Genomic DNA, 24,931 nt, shown 5'->3' on the forward strand with positions numbered 1-24,931 from the left:
GCTCACAGGGCCTCGTGCCGCTGGAGGTAGGCGAAGGAGGCCCAGCCGGGCAGCACCGGCAGCCAGAAGGTGAGCAGCCGGTAGAGGAGCACCGAGGAGGTCGCGAACTCGGCCGGCACTCCGGCGACCGTGAGCCCGAGGGCCAGCGACGCCTCGACCGCGCCCAGACCGCCAGGTGTGGGCGCGGCCGAGCCGATCGCGTTGGCCGTGAGGAAGACCACCGCGACCGTCGTGAAGCCAGTCTCGCCGCCGAAGGCCCGCACGCACGCGTAGAGGCAGAACGTGAAGGCCAGCGAGAGGCAGAGGATCCCGCCGAAGCCTTCGGCGATCTTGCGCGGCGACTGGAGGACGTCGAGCAGGCGCGGCACGACGTTGGCGAAGAGCGACCTCAGCCGCTTGGTGACCATGCGGCGCACCGGCGGCACGCCCAGCAGGATCACGATGAGCACCGCCACGGCGAGCACCGCGACGAGCAGCCCGCGCGAGGGTGCGAACGACGTGGTCGTGCTCGATCCGGTGATGTAGGCGAACACCAGCAGCAGCGCGATGTGGCTGGCCAGCCCGATGACCTGGGAGGCGCCGATGCTGGCCACGGCCAGCGCGGGCGGCACGCCGCGCTTTTGCAGGTAGCGGGTGTTGATCGCGACGCCGCCCACCGCCGGCGGGGTCACCAGCTTCACGAACGACGAGGCGAACTGCACCAGCACCGTACGGCCCAGCGGCAACGGCTCGGGCACGAAGCCTCTGATCATGAGCGCCGCGGCGACGAAGCTGAACCCCGAGGCGGCCAGCGCGAGCACGCCCCATCCCCACTCGGCCGTGGTGATGACCTTGAGCAGGTCGACCCGGCTGAGCTGCGAGAGCAGGAAGTAGGCGGCCAGCGTGCTGGCGATGATGGTGACGAGCGTGCGCGGTCTGAACCGCTCGAGGCGTACCTCCTCGACCTCGGCCTGCGGGGTCAGCGCCTCGATCTGCTCGCGGATCGCGGCCAGCAGTTCCTTGTTCTTCGACAGCGCCGCCCTGGTCTCCCTGGTCAGCGCGATGCGCTGGAGCAGGGGCAGCGCGCCGCCGAGCGCGTCGGGGCCGAGCACGCCCGCCGCGGCCCTGACCGAGCGCTCGGCGCCGACCCGCAGCGCCAGGTAGGTGAGCAGCTGCGCGATGTCGATGCGCAGCAGCAGGTCGCCCGCCGCCACCTCGCCGCTGCGCGGGTCGGCGAGGACGACACGGCCCTCGCGGTCGACGTGGATGCTGTCGCCGGTCAGCCGCCTGTGAGCCAGGCGCTGCATCTGCAGCAGCAGCACCTGCTCCCAGATCTGGGCGAGCAGGTCGTCGCTGATCTCGCTGTCTTTGAGCTGGTCGAGGGCGCGCGTCTCGAGGTGCTCGTAGGCCAGGAGCGCGGCCTCGGTGCCGATCTCGCTGGTGCCGAGCAGGCGCGGGGTGTTGGCGCCCGCAGCCTGGGTGGCGTAGGCCATGAGCGCCTCGCGCTCCAGCTCCGCGCGCAGCGAGCGGATCGCCCGCCGCCTGGTCTCGGAGTGGAGCCTGATCCGCCGCCACAGCCGGTACGGCAGGCCGGCCACCTGCCGGTCGCGGTCGAGCACGGTGACGTCGAGGCTGGAACCGTCGGACAGGCCGACGGCGTAGCGGCGGCTGCCCTGGTGGTCGTCGTCGATGCGCCGGGCGGAGACCGGCGAGAAGGACAGCTTGCGCAGCGCCGCGATGACGGCGTTGCCCGGCGGGCGCGTGTTGGGGCTGCCGACGCCGTACAGCGTGCCGTAGCCGACGGCCATGCCGAACAGGACGGTCACGATCGCGCTCGGCAGCGTGATCTGCTTGCCGGTGAACAGCGCGAAGATCGACAGCGCGGTGACCGTCCACATCAGCGCGCGCCAGGTGGGCCGGCGGGAGATGCGGACCGCGGTGGCGTAGCCGATGACCGAGCTGAGCAGCGCGTTGAGCGGTTCGAGGTCGCGGCCGCCGGTCAGCAGCGTGGCCAGGTCTTCGGGGCCCGCCGTGACCAGCCACTGGCCGATCAGGTAGGAGCCCGCCATGCCGAGGATGGCGGCTATCAACCCCTCGGCCACGCGCAACCCGTCGCGGTGGAAGACCCGCTCGACCGCGAAGGCGGTGGGGACGACCAGCACGGCGGCGCCGCTCAGGAAGGTCGCGATGCCCGCCAGCAGGGCGGGGGCGCGGTCGGTGCCCTCGGTGACGTCCTGTTCGAGGCCGATGAGCGTCTGCTGGGCCACCAGCATGAGCAGGATGACCGCGCTCAGTACCAGGAGCGTGGCCAGGAAGCGCAGAGCGTCGGACGGCCGCCGCAGCCGCTGCGGCAGGAGTGGTTCGACGACGAAGACGACCGGTTCGTCGCGCGCGTCAGACACGACCGGGTCCCCCTCCGCGGAGTCGGCCGTTTTCTCGCTTTCCGTGATGTCTGCCACCGACAGCGATTCTGCCTCTTTCCGACTCGACCGTGCGATCATTGGGCTCCAGTGTCCGCAGTCACCACTGCGGCCACTCCACCGGGTAACGTCTCCGCCAGCTCCGACGTGCCTTGCCATACCCCCGAGAGAAAAGCTTGCCACGCTGGCCGGCATGATCACCCATTTGCTCGTGACGCTGGCCCTCGCGGCGCCGGGCGGCACGCTCGCCGACGACGTGAAGCTCGACGATATGCTCGCCCATCTGCAGGCGTTCCAGGCCATCGCCGACGCCCACGGCGGTAACCGGGCGGCGGGCACGCCAGGATATGACGCCTCCGCCGATTACGTGGCGGCGCGGCTGATGGAGGCCGGTTACACGGTCGAGCTCCAGCCCTTCCGTTTCGTCGCCTACCGGCAACTGGCCCCCGCCGTCCTCAGGGTGCACGGCACGGACCTCGGGAAGGTTTCCACGCTGGTCAATTCGGGGGCAGGCGAGGTGACGGCGCAACCGCGCAGGGTGGGCGCGGGCTGCGCGGACACGGATTTCGCCGGCTTCGAGCCGGGCGGTGTGGCGGTGGTCGACAGGGGCCGGTGCACGTTCGAGACCAAGGCGGCCCGCGCCTCGACGGCGGGCGCCAAGGCGTTGATCGTGGTCAACCAGGGCGGCGCGTTCGACGGCAACGCGGGCGCTCCTCAGCCGATCCCGGTCGTCGGCGTCGACTCCGAGCAGGGGGCGGCGGTGTCCAAGGCGCGGCAGGTGACCGTCGTCACCAGGACCGAGACCCAGAGATGGCTCACGCGCAACGTGATCGCGCAGACCGCGACGGGGGCGACCGACGACGTGGTCATGGTAGGCGCGCACCTCGACTCGGTCGAGGCCGGGCCCGGCATCAACGACAACGGCTCGGGCAGCGCGGCCGTCCTGGAGATCGCGCTCAGGATGGCCACCAGGCGGCCCGACCGGGCGGTGCGTTTCGTCTGGTGGGGGGCGGAGGAGCTGGGGCTGCTCGGGTCGAGGCACTACGTGGCCACCCTCCCGCCGGAGGAGCGCGCCAAGATCGGGATGTACATCAACGTCGACATGGTCGCGTCGCCCAACCACACGTTCGCGATCTACGACGGCGACGACTCCGACCAGGTGGGCCAGGGGCCTGGGCCAGAGGGATCGGCGCGGATCGAGCGGGCCTTCCAGGACTTCTTCACCGCGCGGGGCCTGCCGTACACGGGGAGCGACTTCACCGGACGCTCGGACTACGGTCCCTTCATCGCCGCGGGCATCCCCGCGGGCGGGCTCTTCACCGGCGCGGAGGCCCTGAAGACGGAGGCGCAGGCCACGATGTTCGGAGGGACGGCCGGCGCCCCGCTGGACGACTGCTACCACAAGGCGTGCGACGACCTGAAGAACATCAATACCCATGCCCTGGATGTTTCGGCGGACGCCGTGGCGACGGTGATAACCACATTCGCATGGCGTAGATAACGAAATGCAGTCGGCATCTTCTCCATAAAGGTTCGCCAATATACCGTGCATGCGCTTAGCTCTTAGGAGATCATTAGTGCGTTCTCGCCTGGCGAACCTGACCGAGCAGGAGCGGGCGAACATCGCCCTCTACGTCAGCTTCTCGACCGCAACCGACCGAGCTTGCAGCTCCTCACCATCGATGGATTCGACGGTTCAGGCCGCGTCGTCGGCAGCGTGACTCACTGCCCAGCCCGCCACACCACGCGAGGCGATGTTGCGGGCCGCGTTGACGTCGGCGTGCTCAGCGAAGCCGCACGACGTGCACGTAAAGGTTTCCCGGTCGGCCCGGTTGCGCTTGTCCACGTGTCCGCAGCGCGAACACCCTTGCGAGGTGTAGGCCGCCTCCACGTAGATGAGGGCGACCCCGGCGCGGGCCGCCTTGTAGGCGATGAAGCTCCCCAACTGGTGGAAGCTCCAGGAGTGCAGTGTGACCCGCTGGGGCTTGCGGAGCCGTACCCGGTCACGGATCCCGCCCAGGTCTTCCAGGGCGATTCCGCGGCCGGTGCGTTCTGCCTCGGTCACGATCTGCTTGGCGATGGTGTGGTTGGTGTTGGCGGCGAACCGGGCCTCGGCCCGGCGGCGGCGCAGCGTCCCGGCTGGGGCGCTGCCGCCTACACTCGATGCCATGTCGGGTGAATTGCGAGTTCTGGGGGCGTGTCCGCTCGACTGCCCCGACACGTGCTCCTGGATCGTGACCGTCGAGGACGGCAAGGCCATGAAGATGCGCGGCAACCCCGACCAGCCGTACACGCGGGGCGCGCTGTGCGTGAAGGTCAACCGCTACCTCGAGCACACCCAGGCCCCCGACCGGATCCTGTATCCGCTGCGCCGTACCGGGCCGAAGGGGTCGGGGCGGTTCGAGCGGATCACCTGGGACGAGGCGCTCGACGAGATCGCCACCAGGCTCCGCGGCATCGTGGACGAGCACGGCGGCGAGGCGATCTGGCCCTACCTCGGCACCGGCTCCCTCGGCTACCTGCAGGGCTGCGAGGGCGTGGCCGGGCGCAGGTTCTGGAACGTGCTCGGCGCCGCCAAGCACGCGATGAACATCTGCTCCGTCGCGGGCAGTCTCGGCCTGGCGCGCGCCCAGGGCACCGCGGGCGGCATGGACCCGGAGAACTTCGCCCAGGCCGAGCTGATCCTCCTGTGGGGCACCAACACGCTCACCAGCGGCCACCACCTGTGGAAGTTCATCCAGGACGGCCGTGCCAACGGCGCCCACGTCGTGGCGATCGACCCGATCCGCACCAGGACGGCCGACCAGGCCGACGAGCACCTGGCCATCAGGCCCGGCACCGACGCGGCGCTCGCGCTCGGACTGCTCCACGTGGTGCTGGCGGAGAACGCCCAGGACGAGGAGTACCTGGCCCTGCACACCGAGGGCTGGGACGACTTCCGCCAGGAGATCATGGAGTGGCCCGTCGAGCGGACCGCCGAGGTCACGGGGATCCCGGCCGAGGCCGTCCACAGGCTGGGGATGAGACTGGCCCACACCCGCCCCACCGCCATCCGCGCCACGATGGGCATCCAGCGGCACGAGGGCGGCGGCGCGGCGATGCGGACGATCGCCTCGATCCCCGGCGTCACCGGCGACTGGCGCCACCCGGGCGGCGGCGTGGCCTACTCCACCAGCGGCCACGTCCACCTGAACATCGACCGGCGCAACGACCTGCTGGCCAAGCCGGTGCGCACCAGGTACATGACCCGGCTGGCCTCCGAGCTCCAGGACGTCAAGTGCCTGTGGGTCTACGCCGCCAACCCGCTGGCCTCCACCTCGGACACCAACAGGATCAGGAAGGGGCTGGCCCGCGACGACCTGTTCACGGTCGTCATGGAGCAGTTCCCCACCGACACCGTCGACTACGCCGACATCGTGCTGCCCGCGACCATGCAGACCGAGCACATGGACCTGCACGCCGGGTACGGCCACATGTACCTGCTGTGGAACGAGCCCGCCGTCGCCCCGGCCGGTGAGGCGCTGTCGACCACCGAGACCTTCCGCCGCCTGGCCGCCCACATGGGCCTGACCGAGCCCTCCCTGTACGACTCCGACCTGGAGCTCGCGGCCGACCTGCTGTCCAGCGGCCACCCTTCGCTGGAGGGGATCACCCTCGACCGCCTGCGCAAGGAGGGCTGGATGCGGATGAGCTACCCGCAGCCGTTCGCGCCCTTCGCCGACGGCTTCCCCACCCCGTCGGGCCGGCTCCGCTTCCCCAGGCGCGGGAAGGCCTACGTCCCCTCGCTCTCCGCCCGGACGGCGGGCGACCGGCTCACGCTCATCACGCCCGCCGCCCATACCTTCCTGAACTCGACCTTCGGCAACAACCCCGAGCTGCTGCGCCGCGCCAAGGACCCCGTCGTGCTGGTCAACCCCGCCGACGCGGAGTCGCGCGGCCTGTCCACGGGGCAGCGGGTTCGCGTGGTCAACCACAACGGCTACTTCCTGGCCGACGTCGAGGTCAGCGACAGGGTCGCCAAGGGCGTGGTGGCCAGCCCCAAGGGCAGGTGGCCGAAGCTCACGACGGGCGGGGCCAACCCGAACGCCGTGGTCGACGAGCGCGACGCCGACATGGGCAAGGGCGCCGTCTACCACGACAACCTAGTCGAGCTGGAGCTTGAACCCCTCGTGTGACTGGGCGTAGCCGAGCGAGCGGTAGAAGCGGTGCGCGTCCTCGCGCCGCTTGTCGGAGGTGAGCTGCACCATCGCGCAGCCGCGTGCCCTGCCCTTCGCGTGGGCCCACTCCATCATCCTGCGGCCCCAGCCCTGCCCGCGCAGGTGTCCCGCGATCCTGACCGCCTCCACCTGGAGGCGGGTGGCGCCCAGCCGGGAGATGCCGGGGATGTAGGTGAGCTGCATCGTGCCGACCACCTCGCCCTTCAGCTCGGCCACGATGAGCTCGTTGTTGGGGTCGGCCTCGATGTCCTCGAAGGCGGCCACGTGCTCGGGGCCGTACGCGCCGGTGCGGGCCGCGGCGATCGCGTCGTCGGTGATGAGCGCGACGATGGCGGGCAGGTCGTCGGCGCCGGCCGTACGGAAGACCAGGGACAGGACGTAGCGCGACTCCATCAGCTCGGGATGGGACGGCAGCGCCATGACCTCGCCGCTCGGCAGGAAGCCCTTGCGCGCGTAGAGCGCGCGGGCGCCGAGGTTGTCGTCGACGGCCCACAGGCCGATCTCGTACGCATCGCGCGTCCTGGACCAGGCGACGACCTCGTCCACCAGGCGACCGGCCAGGCCCGTCCCCCTGGCCTCCGGCGCCACCCACATCGACTGCAGGTGCGCCTCGCCCTCGCGCTCCTGCTTGGCGCAGACCAGGCCCGCGCCGGCCGCCACGAACCAGGCCGCGTCGGGGTCGGCCAGGCGCTCGGCCCACTTGTCACGGGGGTGGGCGGCTTCCTTGTCGTAGGTGGCGCCGAAGGCGGTGGGCGCGTCGGCCAGCGCGCGAAGCCTGATCTCGCGCAGCCGGTCCTCGTCGCCGGTTCGGAGTCGCTCGATGGTGAATTCCTGCATGTCCGAATCATGACGCATCCTCGGGGAACTCTCAGGGTCGATCCCCGATGTGGACAAGGGGCGCGAAAAGGCACCCTTGGGGTTATGAACGAGCTCTCTCGACGCGAAGAACTGTCGTTGTCCGGCGCCGCGTTGCGTGGCGCCCCGTGGAAGGCCGCCGCCGTGGGCGGTGGCGTGGTCACCGCGGCCAGCCTCGGCATGGGGTGGATCCTGCCGGGATCCGCCGATCTGCCGTGGGCCCTCGGACTCGGCATCAGCCTGTTCGCCCTCATCGCCGCCATCGGCGCGGTGGCCAAGCCCGAGGAGGGGGACAGGGTCACCAGGCAGGCGCGCAGCTGGTCGCTGCGCCACCCGTGGAAGTTCGCGCTGCTGCCCGCCGGCATCACCGCGGTCCTGAGCTACCCCGTCCAGCTCGTCATCGACGGCGAGGGCATCGTCGGGGCCGCGTGGGACTCGGTCTGGCGGGGCGCGCTGGTCTACCTCATCGCCGGCATCATCACCCTCACCATGAAGGGGAGGGCGCGCTAGTCCGCACTCGAGAGAGCGCCGGCCCCCGGAGAAGGACGCCTGCCCGGGCGTCCTTCTCCGCGGTTCGTCAGTGGGCCGCGCCCGAGAGGTTGAGGCCGACGACGCCGATGACGATGAAGGCGATCGAGCCGAGCTTGACCGTCGAGACGTCGTCACCCATCAGCAGCATGCCCAGCACCGCGGTGCCTACGGCGCCGATGCCCGTCCATACGGCATAGGCGGTGCCGACCTCCAGGCTCCTGAGCGCGAAGGACAGCGCCCCGAAGCTGAGGACGGCGAAGACCAGGAAGCTGAGAGCCCACCACACGTGGGAGAAGCCCTCGCTCATCTTGAGCGAGTAGGCCATGGCGACCTCGAGCAGGCCGGCGGCGACGAGAACGACCCAAGCCATGTGCACTCCTTGTTGTCGAAGGGGTGCGTCGTCTTGGCGTTCCGGGTACGGCGCGTCTCGTCCGGGAGCGTGTCGCTCACTACCGACAACGGCTCAACGCCCGCGGTGATTCCACCACAGAGTCACCCACCGGTCTCGCGGCACCGGCCACATGCCGAGTTCCATCGCGGTCCGCGCCACCTCCCCCGCCCGTGAGGGGTCGAGACAGGCGCGGCGGCACACGCTCACGGCGAGTTCCTCGATCGTGTCGAACCGTTCGATCGGCGCCTCCCTCTCCTCCACCCGCACGTCGAAGCCGAGTGCTGCGGCCAGCGCGACCGCGTCCTCCGCGATGGGCCTGACCGGGCGCCGCACGCCGTGCAGGTGCTCCCACAGCAGGTTCATCCAGCTCATCGGGTGGCGGTTGGGCAGCTCGATGACCACCCTGCCGGTGACGTGGTCGTCGAGGGCGACGAAGAAGGCGGCCAGATCCGGCACGTTGTAGACGACGTGCGCGGCGACCGCCACGTCCGCGCGGCCCACGCGCTCGGCGACCTCCGGCCAGCTTCCCTCGACGGTCGTGGCGGGGACGCCCGCCTTCTCCGCCCTGAGCGAGAGCTCGGCGAGCATCGCGGCGGAGGTGTCGACGGCGATCAGCCTGCCGATGCGCTCGGCCAGCGGCAGGGAGGCCGCGCCGGCGCCCGCGCCGACGTCGAGCAGCGTGCCCCCGTCAGGGAGCGCCTCGTCCACCCTGGCCAGGGTTGGCCCCTCCGCCTCCGCCACAGCCCGGTCGGTGCGCGCGGCGAAGCGCGCGGGGGAATGGCCCCACGGGTCGGTGGGCGCCGCCTCGAGGATGTCCGGCGGGATGGCCCATGACGCCAGGTGCTGCCGCCACCGTTCGTTCAGCGCTTCGGCATCCATGAGTCGAGAGTATGTGCATAGGAGAGGTTACCCATGGGTAGCATTCGGAGTAAGGTTACTCGCCAGTACAAACACCCCCGGTTCAAGGAGAGAGAGCAGCCATGGGCCACTACAAGAGCAACGTGCGCGACCTGGAGTTCAACCTCTTCGAGGTCTTCGGACGCGGCGACATCCTCGGTACGGGCCCCTTCGCCGAAGTGGACGAGGACGTGGCCCGCAGCATTCTGGACGAGGTCAACAGGCTGGCCACCGGCGTGCTCGCCGACTCCTTCGAGGAGGGTGACCGTACGCCGCCCGTCTTCGACCCCGCCACGTCGACGGTGACGGTGTCCGACGGCGTGAAGAAGTCCTACAAGGCCCTCATGGAGGGCGGCTGGGCGCACCTGGACCTGCCCCAGGACCTGGGCGGCCCCGGCATCCCCCGCACGCTGGCCTGGTCGGCGGCCGAGATGGTGCTCGGCGCCAACCCCGCGCTCTACATGTACGCCGCGGGCCCCAACTTCGCCTACACCCTGTGGAAGCTCGGCACCCCCGAGCAGAAGCGCTTCGCCGAGCTGGCGATCGAGAACAACTGGGGCGCCACCATGGTGCTGACCGAGCCCGACGCCGGCTCGGACGTCGGCGCCGGTCGCGCCCGCGCGATCCAGCAGCCCGACGGCACCTGGCACATCGAGGGCGTCAAGCGCTTCATCACCAGCGCCGAGCACGACATGGCCGACAACATCTTCCACCTCGTGCTGGCCAGGCCCGAGGGACACGGTCCCGGCACCAAGGGCCTGTCGATGTTCCTGGTGCCCAAGTACCACGTGAACCTCGAGGACGGCAGCCTCGGCGAGCGCAACGGCGCCTACGTCACCAACGTCGAGAAGAAGATGGGCCTCAAGGTCTCCACGACCTGCGAGCTCACCTTCGGCGACAAGCACCCGGCGATCGGCACGCTGGTCGGCGACGCGCACGAGGGCATCAAGCAGATGTTCATGGTGATCGAGCACGCCCGCATGATGGTCGGCACCAAGGCCATCGCCACGCTGTCCACCGGGTACCTGAACGCGCTGGAGTTCGCCAAGTCCCGCAAGCAGGGCGCCGACCTGACCCAGATGGCCGACAAGAGCGCCCCGCGCGTCGCCATCACCCACCACCCCGACGTGCGCCGCGAGCTGATGCTGCAGAAGACGTACGCCGAGGGCATGCGGGCGCTGGTGCTCTACACCGCGACCTTCCAGGACACGCTTCTGATCAACCCCGGCGACAAGCACGCCGAGGCCATGAACGACCTGCTGCTGCCCGTCGTCAAGGGTGTCGGCTCCGAGCGCTCCTATGAGATGCTGTCGCGCTCGCTGCAGACCCTGGGCGGCTCCGGCTACCTGCAGGACTACCCGATCGAGCAGTACATCCGCGACGCGAAGATCGACTCCCTGTACGAGGGCACGACCGCGATCCAGGGTCTCGACCTGTTCTTCCGCAAGATCCTGCGCAACCAGGGCGCGGCGATCGGCGCGCTGATGGCCGAGATCAACGCCTTCGCCTCCTCCGAGGCGGGCAATGGCAGGCTCAAGCAGGAGCGCAAGCTGCTCGCCGAGGCCGCGGCCGAGGTCAAGGCCATGGGCGACACGATGGCCGGATGGGCGCTCGGGTCGCTGGAGGCGCCGCGCGAGGTCTACAAGGTCGGCCTCAACACCACCCGCTTCCTCCTGGCGCTGGGCGACCTGGTCATCGGCTGGCTGCTGCTGCGCCAGGCGGAGATCGCGCTGGCCCGGCTGGCCGAGGGTGAGGACCCGTTCTACCAGGGCAAGGTCGCGGGCGCCGCGTTCTTCGCCACCACCGTGCTGCCCAGGCTGACCGCCGACCGCAGGGTGCTGCAGAGCACCGGTCTCGACCTTATGGACCTCCCCGAAGAGGCCTTCTAGAACCGCCTGCTCCCGCGGCAGGTCACCAGGACCGCTCGTCCGTTCCGGACGGGCGGTCCTTCCTCGTCCCGAGGGGTACCTACGCGTCATGACCCCACGCGTGGAAGGATCTCGGCGAGTACGGCGGGCTGCTCGACCCCGAGCGCGTCGTCGGCAACCTGCACCGGGCCTACACCGACGCCTCGGGCGGCGAGGTCGACCTGGCGGCGGCGCTGCTCGACGTGATCACCTTCAACGGCGGCAGACCGCTGACCTGTCACGCCTGAACTCATAGGTGTGATCACTGGTATGCGGGTATGACGGTGTGCGTACACGGTCTTTTCCCCCGGAGGTCGTCATGGGCGTCGGCGTCAGCATCTTCTTCCTCACGCTCGGCGCCATCCTCCGCTTCGCGATCGAGCCCGACGTGTTCGGCAGCGCGGTGCACATGGACAGGATCGGCGTCATCTTCATGATCGTGGGTGGCGTGGGCGTGGTGCTGAGCATCGTGCTCGCGCCCAGGCGCGGGAGCACCTCCGAGAACCGCCTGATGCACCGCGAGAACAATCCGCCCGAAGTCTGAGATTTCCAGGAAGGATCGCACTCTTGCGGGCAAACAAGGGTGTGATCACTGCTCCTGACGTCTTCGAGGCCGTCTTTCGAAGCTCACTACGAGGAGATCCGTCGCTACATCGGCCGCAGGCTCGACCTCGGCATGGCCGACGACCTGGGAGCGACACGCGCCCGGTGCCGCCTCCCGGCTGCCGCCGTGCTGCACGGCGCGGCTTGGAAACGCGCGGCTCTAGAACTCGTACTGGATCGCGGCGCGGCCCGCCTTGATCGGCACGATGTGCTCGTTGATCACGGCGTGGTGCTGCGGGTGGTCGCGGTAGACCTCGTAGTCGGCGACGGAGTCGAACTCGGCGATGATGGCGAAGTCGGAGTTGCCCGATGCGGCGAGGCCGAGGTCGGTGCCGAGGTCGTAGCGGCGCAGCTCGGGAATGGCGGCGGGCAGCTCGGCCAGTCCCTTGGCGACGGCGGCCTTCTGCTCGTCGGTGGCGTCCTCGGTCCAGGTCAGCAGCACGATGTGGCGGATCATGCGCTCAGCCTAGTGACCGGTGCGCCCACCCCTTTCGAGCGGGGGCGCGGGCGGGCGGTGTTCCTGCCTTTCGAGCGGAGGCGCGTGTGGGCGGGATTGCTGTCTTTCGGGCGGGGGCGCGGGCGGGCGGGGCTCCTTGAGCGCCGCCCGCCCGCCTCCTTCAGCTCCAGGCCAGCATGCGCAGCGGATCCTCCAGCATCGCGCCCACGTCTCGCAGGAAGAGCGAGCCGAGCTCGCCGTCGATGATCCGGTGGTCGAACGACAGCGCGAGCGTGGTCACCTTCCTGACCGCCAGCTGCCCGTCCACCACCCACGGCGCATCCCTGACCATGCCGAAGGCCAGGATCGCCGCCTCGCCCGGGTTCAGGATCGGGGTGCCGGTGTCGACGCCGAACACGCCCACGTTGGTGATCGTGATCGTCCCGCCCGCCATGTCGGCCGGTTGGGTACGGCCGGCGCGCGCCGTCTCGGTCAGCTCGCCCAGCGCCCCCGCCAGAGCCGGCAGGTCGAGGGTGTGGGCCGACTTGATGTTGGGAACGACCAGGCCGCGCGGGGTGGCGGCGGCGATGCCCAGGTTCACGTAGTGCTTGACCACGATCTCCTGCGCCGCGTCGTCCCACGTGGAGTTGATCATCGGGTAGCGGCGGGCGGCGACCAGAACGGCCTTGGCGACCAGCAGCAACGGCGACACCCTGACCTCGGCGAAGTCGGGCAGCGCCTTGAGCCGCTGGACGGCGGCCATCGTCTCCGTGACGTCCACCTGCAGGAACTCGGTGACATGCGGCGCGGTGAAGGCGCTGGCCACCATCGCCTGTGCGGTCATCTTGCGCACGCCCTTGATGGGGACGCGCTCCTCCGCCAGCTCGGGCGTCCCCGGCCGGGCGGCCCACGCTGCGGACACGGCCTGCGCTGGCTCCTGGGCGGCGGCGTGGACGTCGTCGCGGGTGATGGAGCCCTGGGGGCCCGTGCCGGTCAGGGTGGTGAGGTCCACCCCCAGGTCCTTGGCCAGCTTGCGGACCGGCGGCTTGGCCAGCACGTGCGCGGTGCCGGGCCCGGTGAAGGCGACCCGCTCGGGATGGGCTGCCTGAGCCGCCTGCGCCTGACCTGGCTGTGCCTGACCTGGCTGTGCCTGACCGGCCTGCGTCGGCTGGGTGCGCCCCGCGTCCGGTGCGGGGGTCTTGCGGGGTCGGCGTTTCGCGGCGCCGGTCTTGACGCCGTAGCCCACCAGGACGGGCGTGCGCTCCTCCTTGGGCGCCGGACTGCCGTGCACGCCCGGCTCGACGACGCCCTCGGTCTGCGGGCGCGGCACCATGTCGTCGGCCAGCGCCGCCATCCGGTCCGCCGGGCCCTGGGCCGAGGCGGCGGAGGCGGGCGCCGTACCGGAGGGGGCGGCTTCGGCACCGGAAGGGGCGGCGGCACCGGAGGGGGCGGCTTCGCCGGTCTCGACGGCGATGATGGGCAGCCCGACGTCGACCGTCTGCCCTTCCTCCGCCATGAGCTCGGCGACCACGCCCGCCCACGGAGAGGGCAGCTCGACGATCGACTTGGCGGTCTCGATCTCCACGACGATCTGGTTGACCTTGACGGAGTCTCCCGGCTTGACGTGCCAGCGGACGATCTCCGCCTCGGTCAGGCCCTCGCCGACGTCGGGGAGCTTGAATTCGCGACGCATTCGAGGTCCCCCTCTCAGAAGGTGAAGGTACGGTCGACGGCCTCGAGGACCCTGTCGAGGTCGGGCAGGTAGTGCTCCTCCAGCTTCGAGGGCGGGTAGGGGGTGGAGAATCCGCCGACCCTCAGCACGGGCGACTCGAGGTGGTAGAAGCACGACTCGGTGATCCGTGCGGCGAGCTCGGCGCCGAAGCCGTTGTAGACCGGCGCCTCGTGCACGACGACCACCCTGCCGGTCTTGCGGGCCGACTCCATGACCTTGGGGAAGTCGAGGGGGTTGAGCGAGCGCAGGTCGATCACCTCGAGCGAGCGTCCCTCCTCCTGGGCCGCCGTGGCCGCCTCCAGGCAGGTCTTGACCATGGGGCCGTAGGCGAGCAGCGTGACGTCGGTGCCCTGCCGTACGACCGTGGCCTCGTCGAAGGGCGTCCACCAGTCGGTGGAGGAGGTGTCGACGTCGGCCTTCTCCCAGTAGCGCCGCTTGGGCTCGAAGAAGATCACCGGGTCGTCGCAGCGGACGGCCTGCTGGATCATCGAGTACGCGTCGGCCGGGTTGCTGCAGGCGACGACGCGCAGGCCGCCGGTGTGGGTGAAGTACGCCTCGGGCGACTCGCTGTGGTGCTCGACGGCTCCGATGCCGCCGCCGCACGGGATGCGGACCACGACGGGCAACTTGATGGCGCCGAGCGAGCGCAGCGGCATCTTGGCGAGCTGGGTGATGATCTGGTCGGCCGCGGGAAAGACGAATCCGTCGAACTGGATCTCGCAGATGGGCCGGTAGCCGCGCAGGGCCAGGCCGATCGCGGTGCCGACGATGCCCGACTCGGCGAGCGGCGTGTCGATGACGCGGTCCTCGCCGAAGTCCTTCTGCAGGCCGTCGGTGACGCGGAAGACGCCGCCGAGCTTGCCGACGTCCTCGCCCATGATGAGGACCTTGGGGTCGTCCTCCATCGCCTTGCGCAGGCCCTCGTTGATCGCCTTGGAGAGGGTCAGGACGCTCATCGCTCGAAACCCTCCAGGTAGGCGGCGTACTGGGCGCGCTCCTCGGCGACGAGCGCGTGCGGTCCGGTGTAGACGTGGTCGAAGATCTCGAGCGGCTCGGGATCGGGCATCTCCAGGCAGCGCCTGCGCAGGTCGGCGCCCAGGTCCTCGGCCTCGGCCTCCACGGAGTCGAGGAAGGCCTGGTCGGCCAGCTCGTTCCTGACCAGGAACGCCTTGACCCGCTCGATCGGGTCCTTGAGCTTCCACGCCTCCAGTTCGCTGGCCACCCGGTAGCGGGTCGGGTCGTCGGTGGTGGTGTGCGCGCCCATGCGGTAGGTGAAGGCCTCGATCAGCGTCGGGCCCTGTCCCTCCCTCGCGTTCTTCAGCGCCTGACGGGTGACGGCCAGGCAGGCGAAGACGTCGTTGCCGTCCACGCGGATGCCGGGGAAGCCGAAGCCCGAGGCGCGGCGGTAGAGCGGGATGCGGGACTGCTTCTCCAGCGGCTCGGAGATCGCCCACTGGTTGTTCTGGCAGAAGAAGACGATCGGCGCATTGAAGACGCTGGCCCAGATGAACGACTCGTTGACGTCGCCCTGGGAGGTGGCGCCGTCGCCGAAGTAGGCGATCGTGGCGGCGTTGGCGCCGTCGCGCTGGATGCCCATGGCGTAGCCGACCGCGTGCAACGTCTGGCTGCCGATGACGATCGTGTAGAGGTGGAAGTTGTGCTCGGCGGGGTCCCATCCGCCGTGGTTCACGCCGCGGAACAGCCCGAGCAGCTTGACCGGGTCCACGTCACGGCACCAGGCGACGCCGTGCTCGCGGTAGGTGGGAAAGGCCATGTCGGCGTCGGTGAGCGCGCGGCCCGAGCCGATCTGCGCGGCCTCCTGGCCCAGCAGCGAGGCCCAGATGCCGAGCTCGCCCTGGCGCTGCAGGGCAACGGCCTCCAGGTCGACGCGGCGGACGAGCACGAGGTCGCGGTAGAGCGACCTCACTTCTTCGGGCGTCAGGTCGATGTCGTAGTCGGGGTGCTCGACCCTCTCCCCTTCGGGGGTGAGCAACTGGACGAGCTCCGGAGGTGCGTCAGCACCACGAGAGGCGTCGACGGTCACGTGCCACTCCTGTGCGGTCGGGGCCGGTTCGCTGGGGTTGCCATGCTTTGTCCGGCCTTTCCGGCGTACGGCCCATCTGGTGGTGGTTCGTACGCGTTTGGGGACATCGTGGCAGAGGTCACATCCCTACGCGCAAGCCCCATGCCCTCCCCGTTCCCGATGCGCCGCCGGTGAACCTCTCCGATCGGACTTCGGCAAGCGCTCTCTCAGTCACCGACACAGAGGGTGACGGTGAGCAAGAAGCGCCGCCGGTGAACCTCTCCGATCGGACCTCCGCCGGCGCCCGCCCGCACCCACGCCACCGTGTTCCCATGCGGTTCCTGCTGGAGCCCCTCACCGCACAGCCCGAGCGGAGGGCCGGGTTCATGACGAGGAGGAGTCCAGATGACGCCGCGGCCCGGCCAGGGCACGCAGGGCCTCGGCGGCGTCGCGTCCTGCCCCGGCCGCGATCTCGTCGCCGTCCTGGTCGCGGGCGATGGCAATGACCAACTCCCCCACGGGGTCGCGGGTCAGTGTGATGCTGTGGCCGCCGGACAGCAGCGCGTCGGCCTCCGGGCGGAGCGGCGAGGCGGGCGAGGCCAGGAGGGATCGGGCCGCGATCAGGGCGGCGACCGGGGCGCGGTGGCGGGCCAGCAGCACGGGTTCGTCGTAGTACGGGTCGGCGACCTGGCGAACGAGGTCGCCGAGCTTGGACCGGGCCGTCGACACCGGCACCATCGACAGGCCGGTCAGCATCCCCCGCACCCGCGACAGGGGAACCAGTGCGGCCCATTCCCAGCGCTCGCGTGTGATCAGCGTGGTGTCGCCGTTCCTGGCCGCTTTCACCAGCGAGCCCCAGCGGGAGCGGGCGTCCTCCACTGCGACGGGCGCGCCAAGCCGCACCACGAGCTCGTCGTACGAGGGGCGCTGTGTGTTGATCATCCCGAGATCGTAAGGTGCCATACAAAATTTTCGCAAGCCGCCTTACGAGACTCCTGTACGGGCGACGGCCCGGTGATCGCGGGTGCTGTCCTGCCAAGATCACGCCGGGTTACGGGCTCTCGCAACATTGATGATCAGGCACAGGCCGCCGGCGAACCTCGCGGAACGGATTTCCGCCAGCGCTCCCCCGCCGGTCGGTGCGGGGGGTGACGGTGAGTGAGGTCGGTGGGGGGACTAGGCTGAACGCCGCAAGCCGTACCCACCTTTCAGGAGGAGCGCCGTGGCGCGCGTAGTCGTCGACGTCATGCTCAAGCCGGAAATCCTCGACCCGCAGGGGCAGGCGATCGCCCGCGCGCTGCCGCGCCTGGGCTTCTCCGGCGTTTCCGAGGTGCGCCAGGGAAAGCGTTTCGAGATCGAGCTCGAGGGCGCCGCCGACGAGGCCGCCCTTGCGGACGTCCGAAAGATGGCCGAGACCCTGCTGGCCAACACGGTGATCGAGGAGTACACCGTGAGGGTCGAGGGGTAGAACAGCACATTTGACACCCTGAATTACCCATCACGGCTTAAAGCCGGGTTTCGCCATGCCACAATCCCACGGGCTTACCAACACTAAATAACAACAACGTGATTTTGCGGTTAGCCCTGATTTCACGGGGAAACCTACTCCAGGTGAGATTCTGGCACCCGGAGGGGTCCGGTGGATATTGAGTTCTCGTTGGCGCTGCCCAGGGATGCGATCGGCATCCCGATGGTCAGGCGAGTGCTGGGTGACGCGATGCGCTCACTCAGCGTGAGCGAGACCTGCATCTCCGACATGCTGCTCGCGGTCTCGGAGGCCTGCTCCAACGCGGTGCGGCACGGTGGTCCGGCCAACCGGTACGAAGTGAGCGCGTCGATCGGCTACGGCCGCTGCGACGTGAAGGTGGCCGACTCGGGGGGCGGGCTGCCGTCGATGCCGCTGCACTACCCCCCGCCCGAGACCGAGAACGGGCGCGGCCTGCTCATCATGCGCTCCGTCGTCGACGAGATCTCCTTCGGCATCACGCCCGGCCGGGGCACCACCGTCCACCTGCGCAAGCACCTGGCGTGGGACGACGAGGAAGGCGCGCGCCCGCGCGAGCTCGCCGCCGTCTGAGCCCCGCGAAAACGGCACCTGACGACAGCGGATACCCTTGAGGAACCGCCGCAGACCACCGTCCACCCTGACGAGACGGTGGCGTGGCGTGCGCATTCCTCCGGAGGGGACGAAGTCATGAGCGCTGCCCGTGTGGGCGTTGTCACGTTTCCAGGAACTCTCGACGACCAGGACGCCGCCCGTGCCGTACGGCTGGCGGGCGCGGAGGCGGTGCCGCTCTGGCACGGCGATCACGACCTCAAGGGGGTCGACGCGGTCTTCCTGCCCGGCGGTTTCTCCTACGGCGACTACCTGCGCTGCGGGGCCATCTCCCGCTTCGCGCCGCTGATGGAGGAGCTCATCCCGGCCGCGAAGAGCGGGCTGCCCGTCCTGGGCACGTGCAACGGGTTCCAGATCCTGTGTGAGGCGCACCTGCTGCCAGGCGCGCTGACCCGCAACGCCTCCCTGCACTACATCTGCCGCGACCAGCGGATCAGGGTGGAGTCCGCCGCCACGACCTGGACCTCGGCCTTCGAGGTCGGCCAGGAGCTGGTGCTGCCGGTCAAGCACGGCGAGGGGCGCTACGTCGCCTCCGCCGAGACCCTCGAGGCGCTGGAGGCCAACGGCCAGGTGGTCTTCCGCTACGTCGGCGGCAACCCCAACGGCTCGCTCAACGACATCGCGGGCATCTCCAACGAGTCCGGCACCATCGTCGGCCTCATGCCGCACCCCGAGCACGCGGTCGAGGACCTCGTCGGCGCGCCCAGCACCGACGGCCTCGGTTTCTTCACCTCCATCCTCAAGAAGCTGGTGAACGTATGACCGGGAGTGAACCCGACGCAGTGAGCGGAGTGGCGGGCCGAGGAACGAGGCACGCCGCGGAGCGAATGAGGAGTGGTGAGCGACCCATGAACACAGATTCTGTGAAGCGGGCGGCCGAGACGCCCGACGAGGCGATGCCGTTCGCCGAGCTGGGGATGAAGCAGGACGAGTACGACAGGGTCAAGGAGATCCTCGGTCGCCGTCCCACCTCCTCCGAGCTGGCCATCTACTCGGTCATGTGGTCCGAGCACTGCTCGTACAAGTCCTCCAAGGTGCACCTGAAGCAGTTCGCCACCAAGGCGCCCAAGTCCGAGGCGCTGCTGGTCGGCATGGGTGAGAACGCGGGCGTGGTCGACATCGGCGACGGCTGGGCGGCCACCTTCAAGATCGAGTCGCACAACCACCCGTCGTACGTCGAGCCGCACCAGGGCGCGGCCACCGGCGTCGGCGGCATCGTGCGCGACATCATGTCGATGGGCGCGCGCCCGATCGCCGTCATGGACGCGCTACGCTTCGGCGGCGCAGACCAGCCCGACACCAGGCGCGTGCTGCCCGGCGTCGTGGAGGGCATCTCCTTCTACGGCAACTGCCTGGGCCTGCCCAACATCGGCGGCGAGGTCGTCTTCGACCCCTGCTACATCGGCAACCCGCTGGTCAACGCGCTCTGCGTCGGCCTGCTGCGCAAGGACCAGATCAAGCTGGCCACCGCTCCCGGGCCGGGCAACAAGGTCGTGCTCTTCGGCGCCTCCACGGGCCCCGACGGCATCGGCGGCGCCTCGGTGCTGGCGTCGGCCACCTTCGAGGACGAGTCCGAGGCCAAGCGACCCGCCGTCCAGGTGGGCGACCCGTTCATGGAGAAGCTGCTCATCGAGTGCTGCCTGGAGCTCTACGCCGCCGACGTGGTCGTCGGCATCCAGGACCTCGGCGCGGCCGGCGTCTCCTGCGCCACCACCGAGCTGGCGGCCAAGGGCACCGGCGGCATGCACGTCGACCTCAACCTGGTCCCGCTCCGCGACTCCTCGCTGCGTCCCGAGGAGATCCTGATGAGCGAGTCGCAGGAGCGGATGATGGCGGTCGTCGCACCCGCCGACATTCCGGCCTTCATGGCGATCTGCGAGAAGTGGGACGTCCCCGCCGTCGTCATCGGCGAGGTGACCGACACCGGCAGGCTCGTGATGACCTGGGACGGTTCGGTCATCGTCGACATCCCGCCGGGCACCGCCGCCGACGAGGGTCCCGTCTACGAGCGCCCCTTCCACGAGCCCGCCGGTCAGGCCGCCCTGAACCAGGCCGTCGACCTGCCGCGCTCGGAGGACCTGCGGGCCACCCTGCTCCAGCTGCTCGGCTCGCCGAACCTGGCCTCCAAGGAGTGGGTGACCTCCCAGTACGACCGGTACGTCCGTTCCAACACCGTCCTGGCCCAGCCCGCCGACGCGGGCGTGCTGCGCATCTCCGAGGTCATGGACGGCGCCACGCCCACCAACCGCGGCATCGCGCTGGCCACCGACGGCAACGGCCGCTACGCCAGGCTCGACCCCTACGCGGGGGCGCAGCTCGCACTGGCGGAGGCCTACCGCAACGTCGCCGTCACCGGCGCCAAGCCGCTGGCCGTCACCAACTGCCTCAACTTCGGCTCGCCCGAGGACCCCGAGGTCATGTGGCAGTTCGCCGAGGCCGTACGCGGGCTCGCCGACGCGTGCAGGACCCTCGGCGTCCCGGTGACCGGCGGCAACGTCTCGTTCTACAACCAGACGGGCACCGCGGCCATCCACCCGACTCCCGTCGTGGGCGTGCTCGGCGTCATCGACGACGTCGCCAACCGCATCAGGTCCGGCTTCGTCGAGCCGGGGCTGCGCATCGCGCTGCTCGGCGACACCCGCGAGGAGTTCGGCGGGTCGGAGTGGGCGAACGTCGTCCACTCGCACCTCGGCGGGCTGCCGCCCGAGGTCGACCTGGTGGCCGAGCAGGGGCTCGCGTCGGTGATGGTCGAGGCGGCTCGCCGCGGGCTGGTGGCGGGCTCGCACGACCTGTCCGACGGCGGCCTGGCCATCGCGCTGGCGGAGGCGTGCCTCGCCCAGGGCGTCGGCGCCAGGGTGTCCCTGGCCGGGGACGCGTTCGTGCACCTGTTCAGCGAGTCGTCGGCTCGGGCGCTGGTGGCGGTCCGCCCGGAGGCGTTCGAGGAGTTCGCGGCGCTGTGCGCGGCGAACGAGGTGCCGTGCTACGGGCTCGGGGAGACCGGCGGGGACTCGCTGGTGGTGGAGGGCGTCTTCGAGGTGCCCGTCGCCGAACTCCGCGAGGTCCACACGAACACGCTGCCCGCGCTGTTCGGCTGAGGTTTTCTTGGACAAGGGGGCTGCTATCAGCCCCCTTGTCGCATGTGTCAGCCCTTCTTGAGGCAGACGACGTAGACGGTGCCGTCCACGCTGGTCCCGCCCTTCTGGTCGGTGCCAGCGGGAGGCTCGGTCGCGCCGCCGGCGCCCGCGAGGTTGTTGCCGCCGCCGTTGTCGTCCTTGGCCACGGTCACGGTCCAGCTCTTACCGTCGGGCATGCTGCTCAGCACCACGGCGTTCTTGAACGTGGCGAAGGAGAAGCCGCCGCCGGTCGCGGGGTCGGCCCCGTCGCAGGAGGCTGACTTCGAGCCCAGCCCCGAGATGAGTGCGGACCTGGTGTAGGTCGTGAAGGTGCCGGAGGAGCCGGGCTCGCCCTTCTCGCCCTTCGGGCCCGCCGGGCCGCGATAGCCACGCGGGCCCTGCAGTCCCTTGTCGCCCTTGTCGCCCTTGTCGCCCTTGTCGCCCTTAAGGCCTTGAGGGCCCTGAGGGCCGGTTTCGCCCTTCAGGCCCGTGTCGCCCTTGGGGCCCTGGATGCCGGGCTTGCCGTCGAGGCCGTTCTTGCCGGCAGGGCCCGCGGGCCCCTGCGGTCCGGTGTCGCCCTTCGGGCCCTGGGCGCCGGTGTCGCCCTTCTCGCGGGTGCCGGACAGGCCGCTGGTCGTCGAGCCGCCGATCAGCACCCTCTCCTCCGTCTTCCTGCACGGCGTCGACGGGTTGACGATGCGGGCGTACCGCGTCTTCTTGTGGACGCAGGCGTGTACCTCCTCGCCGGCGGCCGAGGAGGCGGTGGCGACGCCACCAATGGTGAAGAGCGAGAGGGTCAGCGCTCCGACGGTGGTCAGGGTGAGCGCACGCCCACCACGAATCTTGATCGCCACGGATGTCCTTCCAAAGGAACATGAGGTGCTCATGTTGTTCATGAGATTCACGTTTCAACCGTTCCAAAGGATTACGTGGCTACATAACGTGTATGTCACGAAACAAAGGGTGACAGATTCGACTTACCGGCGGTCAGCTCTGACGACGGAATCTGTGTGCAGAAGGACGCAGTGGATTCGGGGGCGGCGGGGAGATAATCGGACGTGGACTCCTACCTCCCGCCGGCCACCCAGCCTCTCAGGGTGGTGGTGTGGGCGATTCATCTCGTGCTGCCGCTGCTCGGCCTGTGGCTGCTGCTCGCCGAGCCTCGCGTCAACATCATGTGGCACCACAACCCCAGCCACTTCTGGATGATCCTCGTCGTGGCGGGCGTCAACGTGGTCCTCGGTCTGATGATCAGCGAGGCGGCGCGCAGGAGAGCCGATGCCAGGCTGTTCCTGGTCTCCATGGTCTTCCTGAGCAGCGCGGGCTTCTTCTTCCTGCACGGCCTGTCCACGCCGCGGATCATCCTCGGCAACCACTCGCTCGGCTTCGACATCGGCCAGCAGGTGGGGCTGACGATGGCCGCCGTCTTCGCCCTGGCCTCGGCCTTCCCGCTGGGTGCGGCCCAGGCGCGCTCGGTGATGAGGTCGCAGCACCTGATCAGGGCGACGGTCGTCGGGCTCATGGTGCTCTGGGGCATCGCCTCCCTCGTGCCGGGCCTGACGCTGCTCAGCAAGCCGCCCGCCGTGCTGCCGATCCCCTGGTTCGGCTGGTTCTCCGTGCCCGGCCTGGTGCTGTTCGTGGCGGCGGGCGGGATGATGTATCGCCTGCACCGGATGCGCCGCTCGGCGATCCTGGTCAGCCTGGTCACGGCCTACGCGCTGCTGGCCGAGGCGATGATCGCGGGCATGTCCCAGCTGAACTGGCACCTGTCCTGGTGGGAGTGGCACATCCTGCTGACGCTGGCCTTCCTTTTCGTCGCCTACAGCGCCTACCTGCAGTTCAGGCGCGAGGGGTCGAGCGCGGGGCTGTTCGACTCGGTGGCGCTGTCGGCGACCGTCGTGCGGATCCAGGCGCAGTACGAGCAGGCGCTGGAGGAGCTGGTCGAGCATGTGCGCAGGGGCACGAAGCTGCCTGCCGTACGGCTGGCCGGGCGGTTCCAGCTCACCGAGGGGCAGGCGGCGGTCCTCGACCGGGCGGGCGAGGCGCTGGCCAGCGAGCGGGAGCTGTCCGAGCGCCTCGCGGCGCTCGTGGACGTCGGAACCCAGACCAGGGTAGGGCTGGCCGAGTCCGACCTGCTGACCGACGCCCTCGAGCGCGTACGGCAGGCGTACGGCGACGTCCGCATCGGCCTGGTCGCCGACGGCAGGGTGAGCATCGGCTCGCGGGAGTACACCTTCAGCGGCGCCACCCCCATCAGGCGTGACGGCCTCATCACCTATCCGCTCACCGTGAAGGGCCACCTCGCGGGCGCGCTCGAGGTCCCGCTCGGCCGTACCCCCCAGGACGAGGCGCTGGCCGCCACCCTGGCCAGCCAGCTGTCGATCTCGCTGGAGAACGCGCGCCTGTACGCCGAGCTGGACACGCTGTTCCGCCAGTACATGTCGCCCGATGTCGCCAGCCGGCTGCTCGCCGACCCCGGCCAGGCCGCGCTCGGCGGCGAGCTGCGCGAGCTGACCGCGCTGTTCGCCGACCTGAAGGGGTTCACCACGTTCTCCGAGCGGGTCGCGCCCGGCGAGATCGTCGAGATGCTGAACCGCTACCACACGGCCGCCGTCCCGTGCATCCTCGACAACGGCGGGACGATCGTGCAGTTCGTCGGCGATGCCCTGCTCGCGCTGTTCAACGCGCCCGCCGCCCAGGAGGAGCACGCTCTCGCCGCCTGCACGGCCGCCCTCGCCATGCAGGAGGCGGCCACGGCCGTGGCCGCCGAGGGCTGGCCGACCTTCAGGGTGGGCGTCAACACCGGCATGGCCCTGGTCGGCAACATCGGCAGCCCCGAACTGCGCGGCTTCAACGCCATGGGCGACGCGGTGAACGTGGCCGCCAGGCTCCAGGGCCTCGCGGAGCCCGGAACGGTCGTCATCGGCGCCACCACGCTGGCCCAGCTCGACAACGCGGAGACGCGTCCGCTCGGCCCCCTGCGGCTGAAAGGCAAGGAGCAGGAGGTGAAGGCGTTCGTCCTGACCCGCATAATCAGGACATGACCGCAGAGGCCGGAGAGTTCCTGTCCATGCTGACTCCCGAGGAGAGCGCGGCGCTGAAAGCCGCGGGCCGCCCGAGGAGCTGGGAGCGCGGAGCGGTGGTGATGACGGAGGGCGACACCTCCGACTGGGTGCTGCTGCTGCTGGAAGGCAGGGTCAAGGTGTCGTCGCACACGAGCGGCGGCACGGAGGTGGTGCTGGCCGTGCGCGGGCCCGGCGGGCTGCTGGGCGACATGTCGGCGATCGACGGCTCGGCCCGTTCGGCGACCGTCACGGCGCTGGAGCCGGTCTCGGGGGTCGTCATCCACGACTTCACCGGCTTCCTCGCCAAGCACGGGCGGGTCGCCGTCCTGCTGATGCGGATGGTCACCGAACGGCTGCGCGACTCCGACAGGAAGCGGGTGGAGTACGGCGCCTTCGACACCACGGGCCGGGTGGCCACGCGCCTGGTGGAGCTGGCCGAACGATACGGCGAGCAGACCAACACCGGGCTGCGGGTGGCGCTGCCGCTGTCGCAGGACGAGCTGGCGGGGTGGACGGGAGCGTCCAGGGAGGCGGTGAGCAAGGCGCTGCGGACGCTGCGCGACAGGGGCCTCATCGAGACGGGCCGGCGGCGGGTGCTCGTCCACGACCTCGAAGGGCTGCGTAAAAGGGCCCGCTGACCCGAGGA

The 24,931-nt window shown here is 70.0% G+C and carries 21 protein-coding genes, 1 pseudogene and 1 riboswitch; of the genes and pseudogenes, 11 read left to right on the forward strand and 11 right to left on the reverse strand.

The annotated features are described in order from the left end of the window. Positions 1-2 precede the first annotated feature (2 nt). Positions 3-2,381 carry a lysylphosphatidylglycerol synthase transmembrane domain-containing protein gene (locus H4W81_RS32575; protein WP_318782106.1) on the reverse strand — a complete coding sequence of 793 codons (2,379 nt, stop codon included), beginning with the start codon at positions 2,379-2,381 and terminating at the stop codon, positions 3-5. Between the two features lie 211 nt (positions 2,382-2,592). Here H4W81_RS32575 and H4W81_RS32580 point away from each other — a divergent pair, with 211 nt between their 5' ends. Then, positions 2,593-3,900: a M28 family metallopeptidase gene (locus H4W81_RS32580; protein WP_192778315.1), complete on the forward strand. Its 1,308-nt coding sequence runs from the start codon at positions 2,593-2,595 to the stop codon at positions 3,898-3,900. Positions 3,901-4,095: 195 nt separating this feature from the next. Here H4W81_RS32580 and H4W81_RS32585 read toward each other — a convergent pair. Further along, positions 4,096-4,527: pseudogene (locus H4W81_RS32585) on the reverse strand (RNA-guided endonuclease InsQ/TnpB family protein); the annotation flags it as partial. 40 nt (positions 4,528-4,567) lie between these two features. On the opposite strand from H4W81_RS32585, the gene H4W81_RS32590 reads away from it, so the two are divergent. Continuing rightward, positions 4,568-6,574 carry a molybdopterin-containing oxidoreductase family protein gene (locus H4W81_RS32590; protein WP_192778316.1) on the forward strand — a complete coding sequence of 669 codons (2,007 nt, stop codon included), beginning with the start codon at positions 4,568-4,570 and terminating at the stop codon, positions 6,572-6,574. Here H4W81_RS32590 and H4W81_RS49550 read toward each other — a convergent pair. Next, entirely contained in the window at positions 6,542-7,453 is a 912-nt protein-coding gene (locus H4W81_RS49550) for a GNAT family N-acetyltransferase (protein WP_192778317.1), read from the reverse strand. The genes H4W81_RS32590 and H4W81_RS49550 overlap by 33 nt on opposite strands. Positions 7,454-7,537: 84 nt before the next feature. On the opposite strand from H4W81_RS49550, the gene H4W81_RS32600 reads away from it, so the two are divergent. Continuing rightward, on the forward strand, positions 7,538-7,981 hold the full coding sequence (locus H4W81_RS32600; RefSeq protein ID WP_225958901.1) for a hypothetical protein: 444 nt from the start codon (positions 7,538-7,540) through the stop codon (positions 7,979-7,981). 67 nt (positions 7,982-8,048) lie between these two features. Here the strand turns inward: H4W81_RS32600 and H4W81_RS32605 are convergent, their stop codons facing one another. Together H4W81_RS32605 and H4W81_RS32610 are read right to left on the reverse strand one after the other, a co-directional pair. Then, entirely contained in the window at positions 8,049-8,372 is a 324-nt protein-coding gene (locus tag H4W81_RS32605; protein ID WP_192778318.1) for a DMT family transporter, read from the reverse strand. A 22-nt stretch (positions 8,373-8,394) separates the two neighbouring features. Continuing rightward, positions 8,395-8,455: riboswitch (guanidine-III (ykkC-III) riboswitch) on the reverse strand. A 10-nt stretch (positions 8,456-8,465) separates the two neighbouring features. Next, on the reverse strand, positions 8,466-9,272 hold the full coding sequence (locus H4W81_RS32610; protein ID WP_192778319.1) for a class I SAM-dependent methyltransferase: 807 nt from the start codon (positions 9,270-9,272) through the stop codon (positions 8,466-8,468). Between the two features lie 101 nt (positions 9,273-9,373). On the opposite strand from H4W81_RS32610, the gene H4W81_RS32615 reads away from it, so the two are divergent. Both H4W81_RS32615 and H4W81_RS32620 read left to right on the forward strand, forming a co-directional pair. Beyond that, a complete protein-coding gene (locus tag H4W81_RS32615) occupies positions 9,374-11,179 on the forward strand; it encodes an acyl-CoA dehydrogenase (RefSeq protein WP_192778320.1) in 1,806 nt (601 codons plus the stop codon). A gap of 337 nt (positions 11,180-11,516) precedes the next feature. Next, the gene (locus H4W81_RS32620) at positions 11,517-11,741 is read left to right on the forward strand and encodes a hypothetical protein (protein ID WP_192778321.1); all 225 of its coding nucleotides are present in this window, start codon (positions 11,517-11,519) and stop codon (positions 11,739-11,741) included. A 219-nt stretch (positions 11,742-11,960) separates the two neighbouring features. On the opposite strand, the gene H4W81_RS32625 is transcribed toward H4W81_RS32620, so the two are convergent. The 5 genes from H4W81_RS32625 to H4W81_RS32645 form a co-directional block, all read right to left on the reverse strand. Next, on the reverse strand, positions 11,961-12,257 hold the full coding sequence (locus H4W81_RS32625; protein WP_192778322.1) for a Dabb family protein: 297 nt from the start codon (positions 12,255-12,257) through the stop codon (positions 11,961-11,963). Between the two features lie 160 nt (positions 12,258-12,417). Next, a complete protein-coding gene (locus H4W81_RS32630; protein ID WP_192778323.1) occupies positions 12,418-13,929 on the reverse strand; it encodes a dihydrolipoamide acetyltransferase family protein in 1,512 nt (503 codons plus the stop codon). A gap of 14 nt (positions 13,930-13,943) precedes the next feature. Continuing rightward, positions 13,944-14,924: an alpha-ketoacid dehydrogenase subunit beta gene (locus H4W81_RS32635; protein WP_192778324.1), complete on the reverse strand. Its 981-nt coding sequence runs from the start codon at positions 14,922-14,924 to the stop codon at positions 13,944-13,946. After that, positions 14,921-16,012 carry a pyruvate dehydrogenase (acetyl-transferring) E1 component subunit alpha gene (gene pdhA, locus H4W81_RS32640; RefSeq protein ID WP_192778325.1) on the reverse strand — a complete coding sequence of 364 codons (1,092 nt, stop codon included), beginning with the start codon at positions 16,010-16,012 and terminating at the stop codon, positions 14,921-14,923. The genes H4W81_RS32635 and pdhA overlap by 4 nt, the downstream gene beginning before the upstream one ends. A 363-nt stretch (positions 16,013-16,375) precedes the next feature. Further along, on the reverse strand, positions 16,376-16,933 hold the full coding sequence (locus tag H4W81_RS32645) for a type II toxin-antitoxin system Phd/YefM family antitoxin (protein WP_192778326.1): 558 nt from the start codon (positions 16,931-16,933) through the stop codon (positions 16,376-16,378). A gap of 280 nt (positions 16,934-17,213) precedes the next feature. On the opposite strand from H4W81_RS32645, the gene purS reads away from it, so the two are divergent. The 4 genes from purS (at position 17,214) to purL (ending at position 21,202) form a co-directional block, all read left to right on the forward strand. Next, complete coding sequence (gene purS / locus H4W81_RS32650; protein WP_183654438.1) at positions 17,214-17,459, forward strand: phosphoribosylformylglycinamidine synthase subunit PurS; 246 nt, start codon at positions 17,214-17,216, stop codon at positions 17,457-17,459. A gap of 171 nt (positions 17,460-17,630) precedes the next feature. Next, on the forward strand, positions 17,631-18,068 hold the full coding sequence (locus tag H4W81_RS32655; RefSeq protein ID WP_318782108.1) for an ATP-binding protein: 438 nt from the start codon (positions 17,631-17,633) through the stop codon (positions 18,066-18,068). Positions 18,069-18,185: 117 nt separating this feature from the next. Further along, complete coding sequence (gene purQ / locus H4W81_RS32660) at positions 18,186-18,869, forward strand: phosphoribosylformylglycinamidine synthase subunit PurQ (RefSeq protein WP_192778327.1); 684 nt, start codon at positions 18,186-18,188, stop codon at positions 18,867-18,869. Between the two features lie 86 nt (positions 18,870-18,955). After that, a complete protein-coding gene (purL, locus tag H4W81_RS32665) occupies positions 18,956-21,202 on the forward strand; it encodes a phosphoribosylformylglycinamidine synthase subunit PurL (protein WP_192778328.1) in 2,247 nt (748 codons plus the stop codon). 47 nt (positions 21,203-21,249) lie between these two features. Here purL and H4W81_RS32670 read toward each other — a convergent pair whose 3' ends face one another. Continuing rightward, the gene (locus H4W81_RS32670) at positions 21,250-22,074 is read right to left on the reverse strand and encodes a collagen-like protein (protein ID WP_225958902.1); all 825 of its coding nucleotides are present in this window, start codon (positions 22,072-22,074) and stop codon (positions 21,250-21,252) included. Positions 22,075-22,278: 204 nt separating this feature from the next. Here H4W81_RS32670 and H4W81_RS49555 point away from each other — a divergent pair, with 204 nt between their 5' ends. Both H4W81_RS49555 and H4W81_RS32680 read left to right on the forward strand, forming a co-directional pair. Continuing rightward, the gene (locus H4W81_RS49555) at positions 22,279-24,264 is read left to right on the forward strand and encodes an adenylate/guanylate cyclase domain-containing protein (protein ID WP_318782109.1); all 1,986 of its coding nucleotides are present in this window, start codon (positions 22,279-22,281) and stop codon (positions 24,262-24,264) included. Continuing rightward, on the forward strand, positions 24,261-24,923 hold the full coding sequence (locus H4W81_RS32680; protein WP_192778330.1) for a Crp/Fnr family transcriptional regulator: 663 nt from the start codon (positions 24,261-24,263) through the stop codon (positions 24,921-24,923). The genes H4W81_RS49555 and H4W81_RS32680 overlap by 4 nt, the downstream gene beginning before the upstream one ends. Positions 24,924-24,931 lie beyond the last annotated feature (8 nt).

It is taken from the genome of Nonomuraea africana (genome assembly GCF_014873535.1).
GTDB classification, from domain to species: domain Bacteria; phylum Actinomycetota; class Actinomycetes; order Streptosporangiales; family Streptosporangiaceae; genus Nonomuraea; species Nonomuraea africana.

Coding starts and splice junctions, on each gene's coding strand:
- H4W81_RS32680 (WP_192778330.1), top strand. CDS start 24,261: ATGACCGCAGAGGCCGGAGAGTTCCTGTCCATGCTGACTCCCGAGGAG.
- H4W81_RS32625 (WP_192778322.1), bottom strand. CDS start 12,257: ATGATCCGCCACATCGTGCTGCTGACCTGGACCGAGGACGCCACCGAC.
- H4W81_RS32580 (WP_192778315.1), top strand. CDS start 2,593: ATGATCACCCATTTGCTCGTGACGCTGGCCCTCGCGGCGCCGGGCGGC.
- H4W81_RS32590 (WP_192778316.1), top strand. CDS start 4,568: ATGTCGGGTGAATTGCGAGTTCTGGGGGCGTGTCCGCTCGACTGCCCC.
- H4W81_RS32630 (WP_192778323.1), bottom strand. CDS start 13,929: ATGCGTCGCGAATTCAAGCTCCCCGACGTCGGCGAGGGCCTGACCGAG.
- H4W81_RS32605 (WP_192778318.1), bottom strand. CDS start 8,372: ATGGCTTGGGTCGTTCTCGTCGCCGCCGGCCTGCTCGAGGTCGCCATG.
- H4W81_RS32600 (WP_225958901.1), top strand. CDS start 7,538: ATGAACGAGCTCTCTCGACGCGAAGAACTGTCGTTGTCCGGCGCCGCG.
- H4W81_RS32620 (WP_192778321.1), top strand. CDS start 11,517: ATGGGCGTCGGCGTCAGCATCTTCTTCCTCACGCTCGGCGCCATCCTC.
- H4W81_RS32615 (WP_192778320.1), top strand. CDS start 9,374: ATGGGCCACTACAAGAGCAACGTGCGCGACCTGGAGTTCAACCTCTTC.
- purQ (WP_192778327.1), top strand. CDS start 18,186: ATGAGCGCTGCCCGTGTGGGCGTTGTCACGTTTCCAGGAACTCTCGAC.
- purL (WP_192778328.1), top strand. CDS start 18,956: ATGAACACAGATTCTGTGAAGCGGGCGGCCGAGACGCCCGACGAGGCG.
- H4W81_RS32635 (WP_192778324.1), bottom strand. CDS start 14,924: ATGAGCGTCCTGACCCTCTCCAAGGCGATCAACGAGGGCCTGCGCAAG.
- H4W81_RS49550 (WP_192778317.1), bottom strand. CDS start 7,453: ATGCAGGAATTCACCATCGAGCGACTCCGAACCGGCGACGAGGACCGG.
- H4W81_RS32645 (WP_192778326.1), bottom strand. CDS start 16,933: ATGATCAACACACAGCGCCCCTCGTACGACGAGCTCGTGGTGCGGCTT.
- H4W81_RS32610 (WP_192778319.1), bottom strand. CDS start 9,272: ATGGATGCCGAAGCGCTGAACGAACGGTGGCGGCAGCACCTGGCGTCA.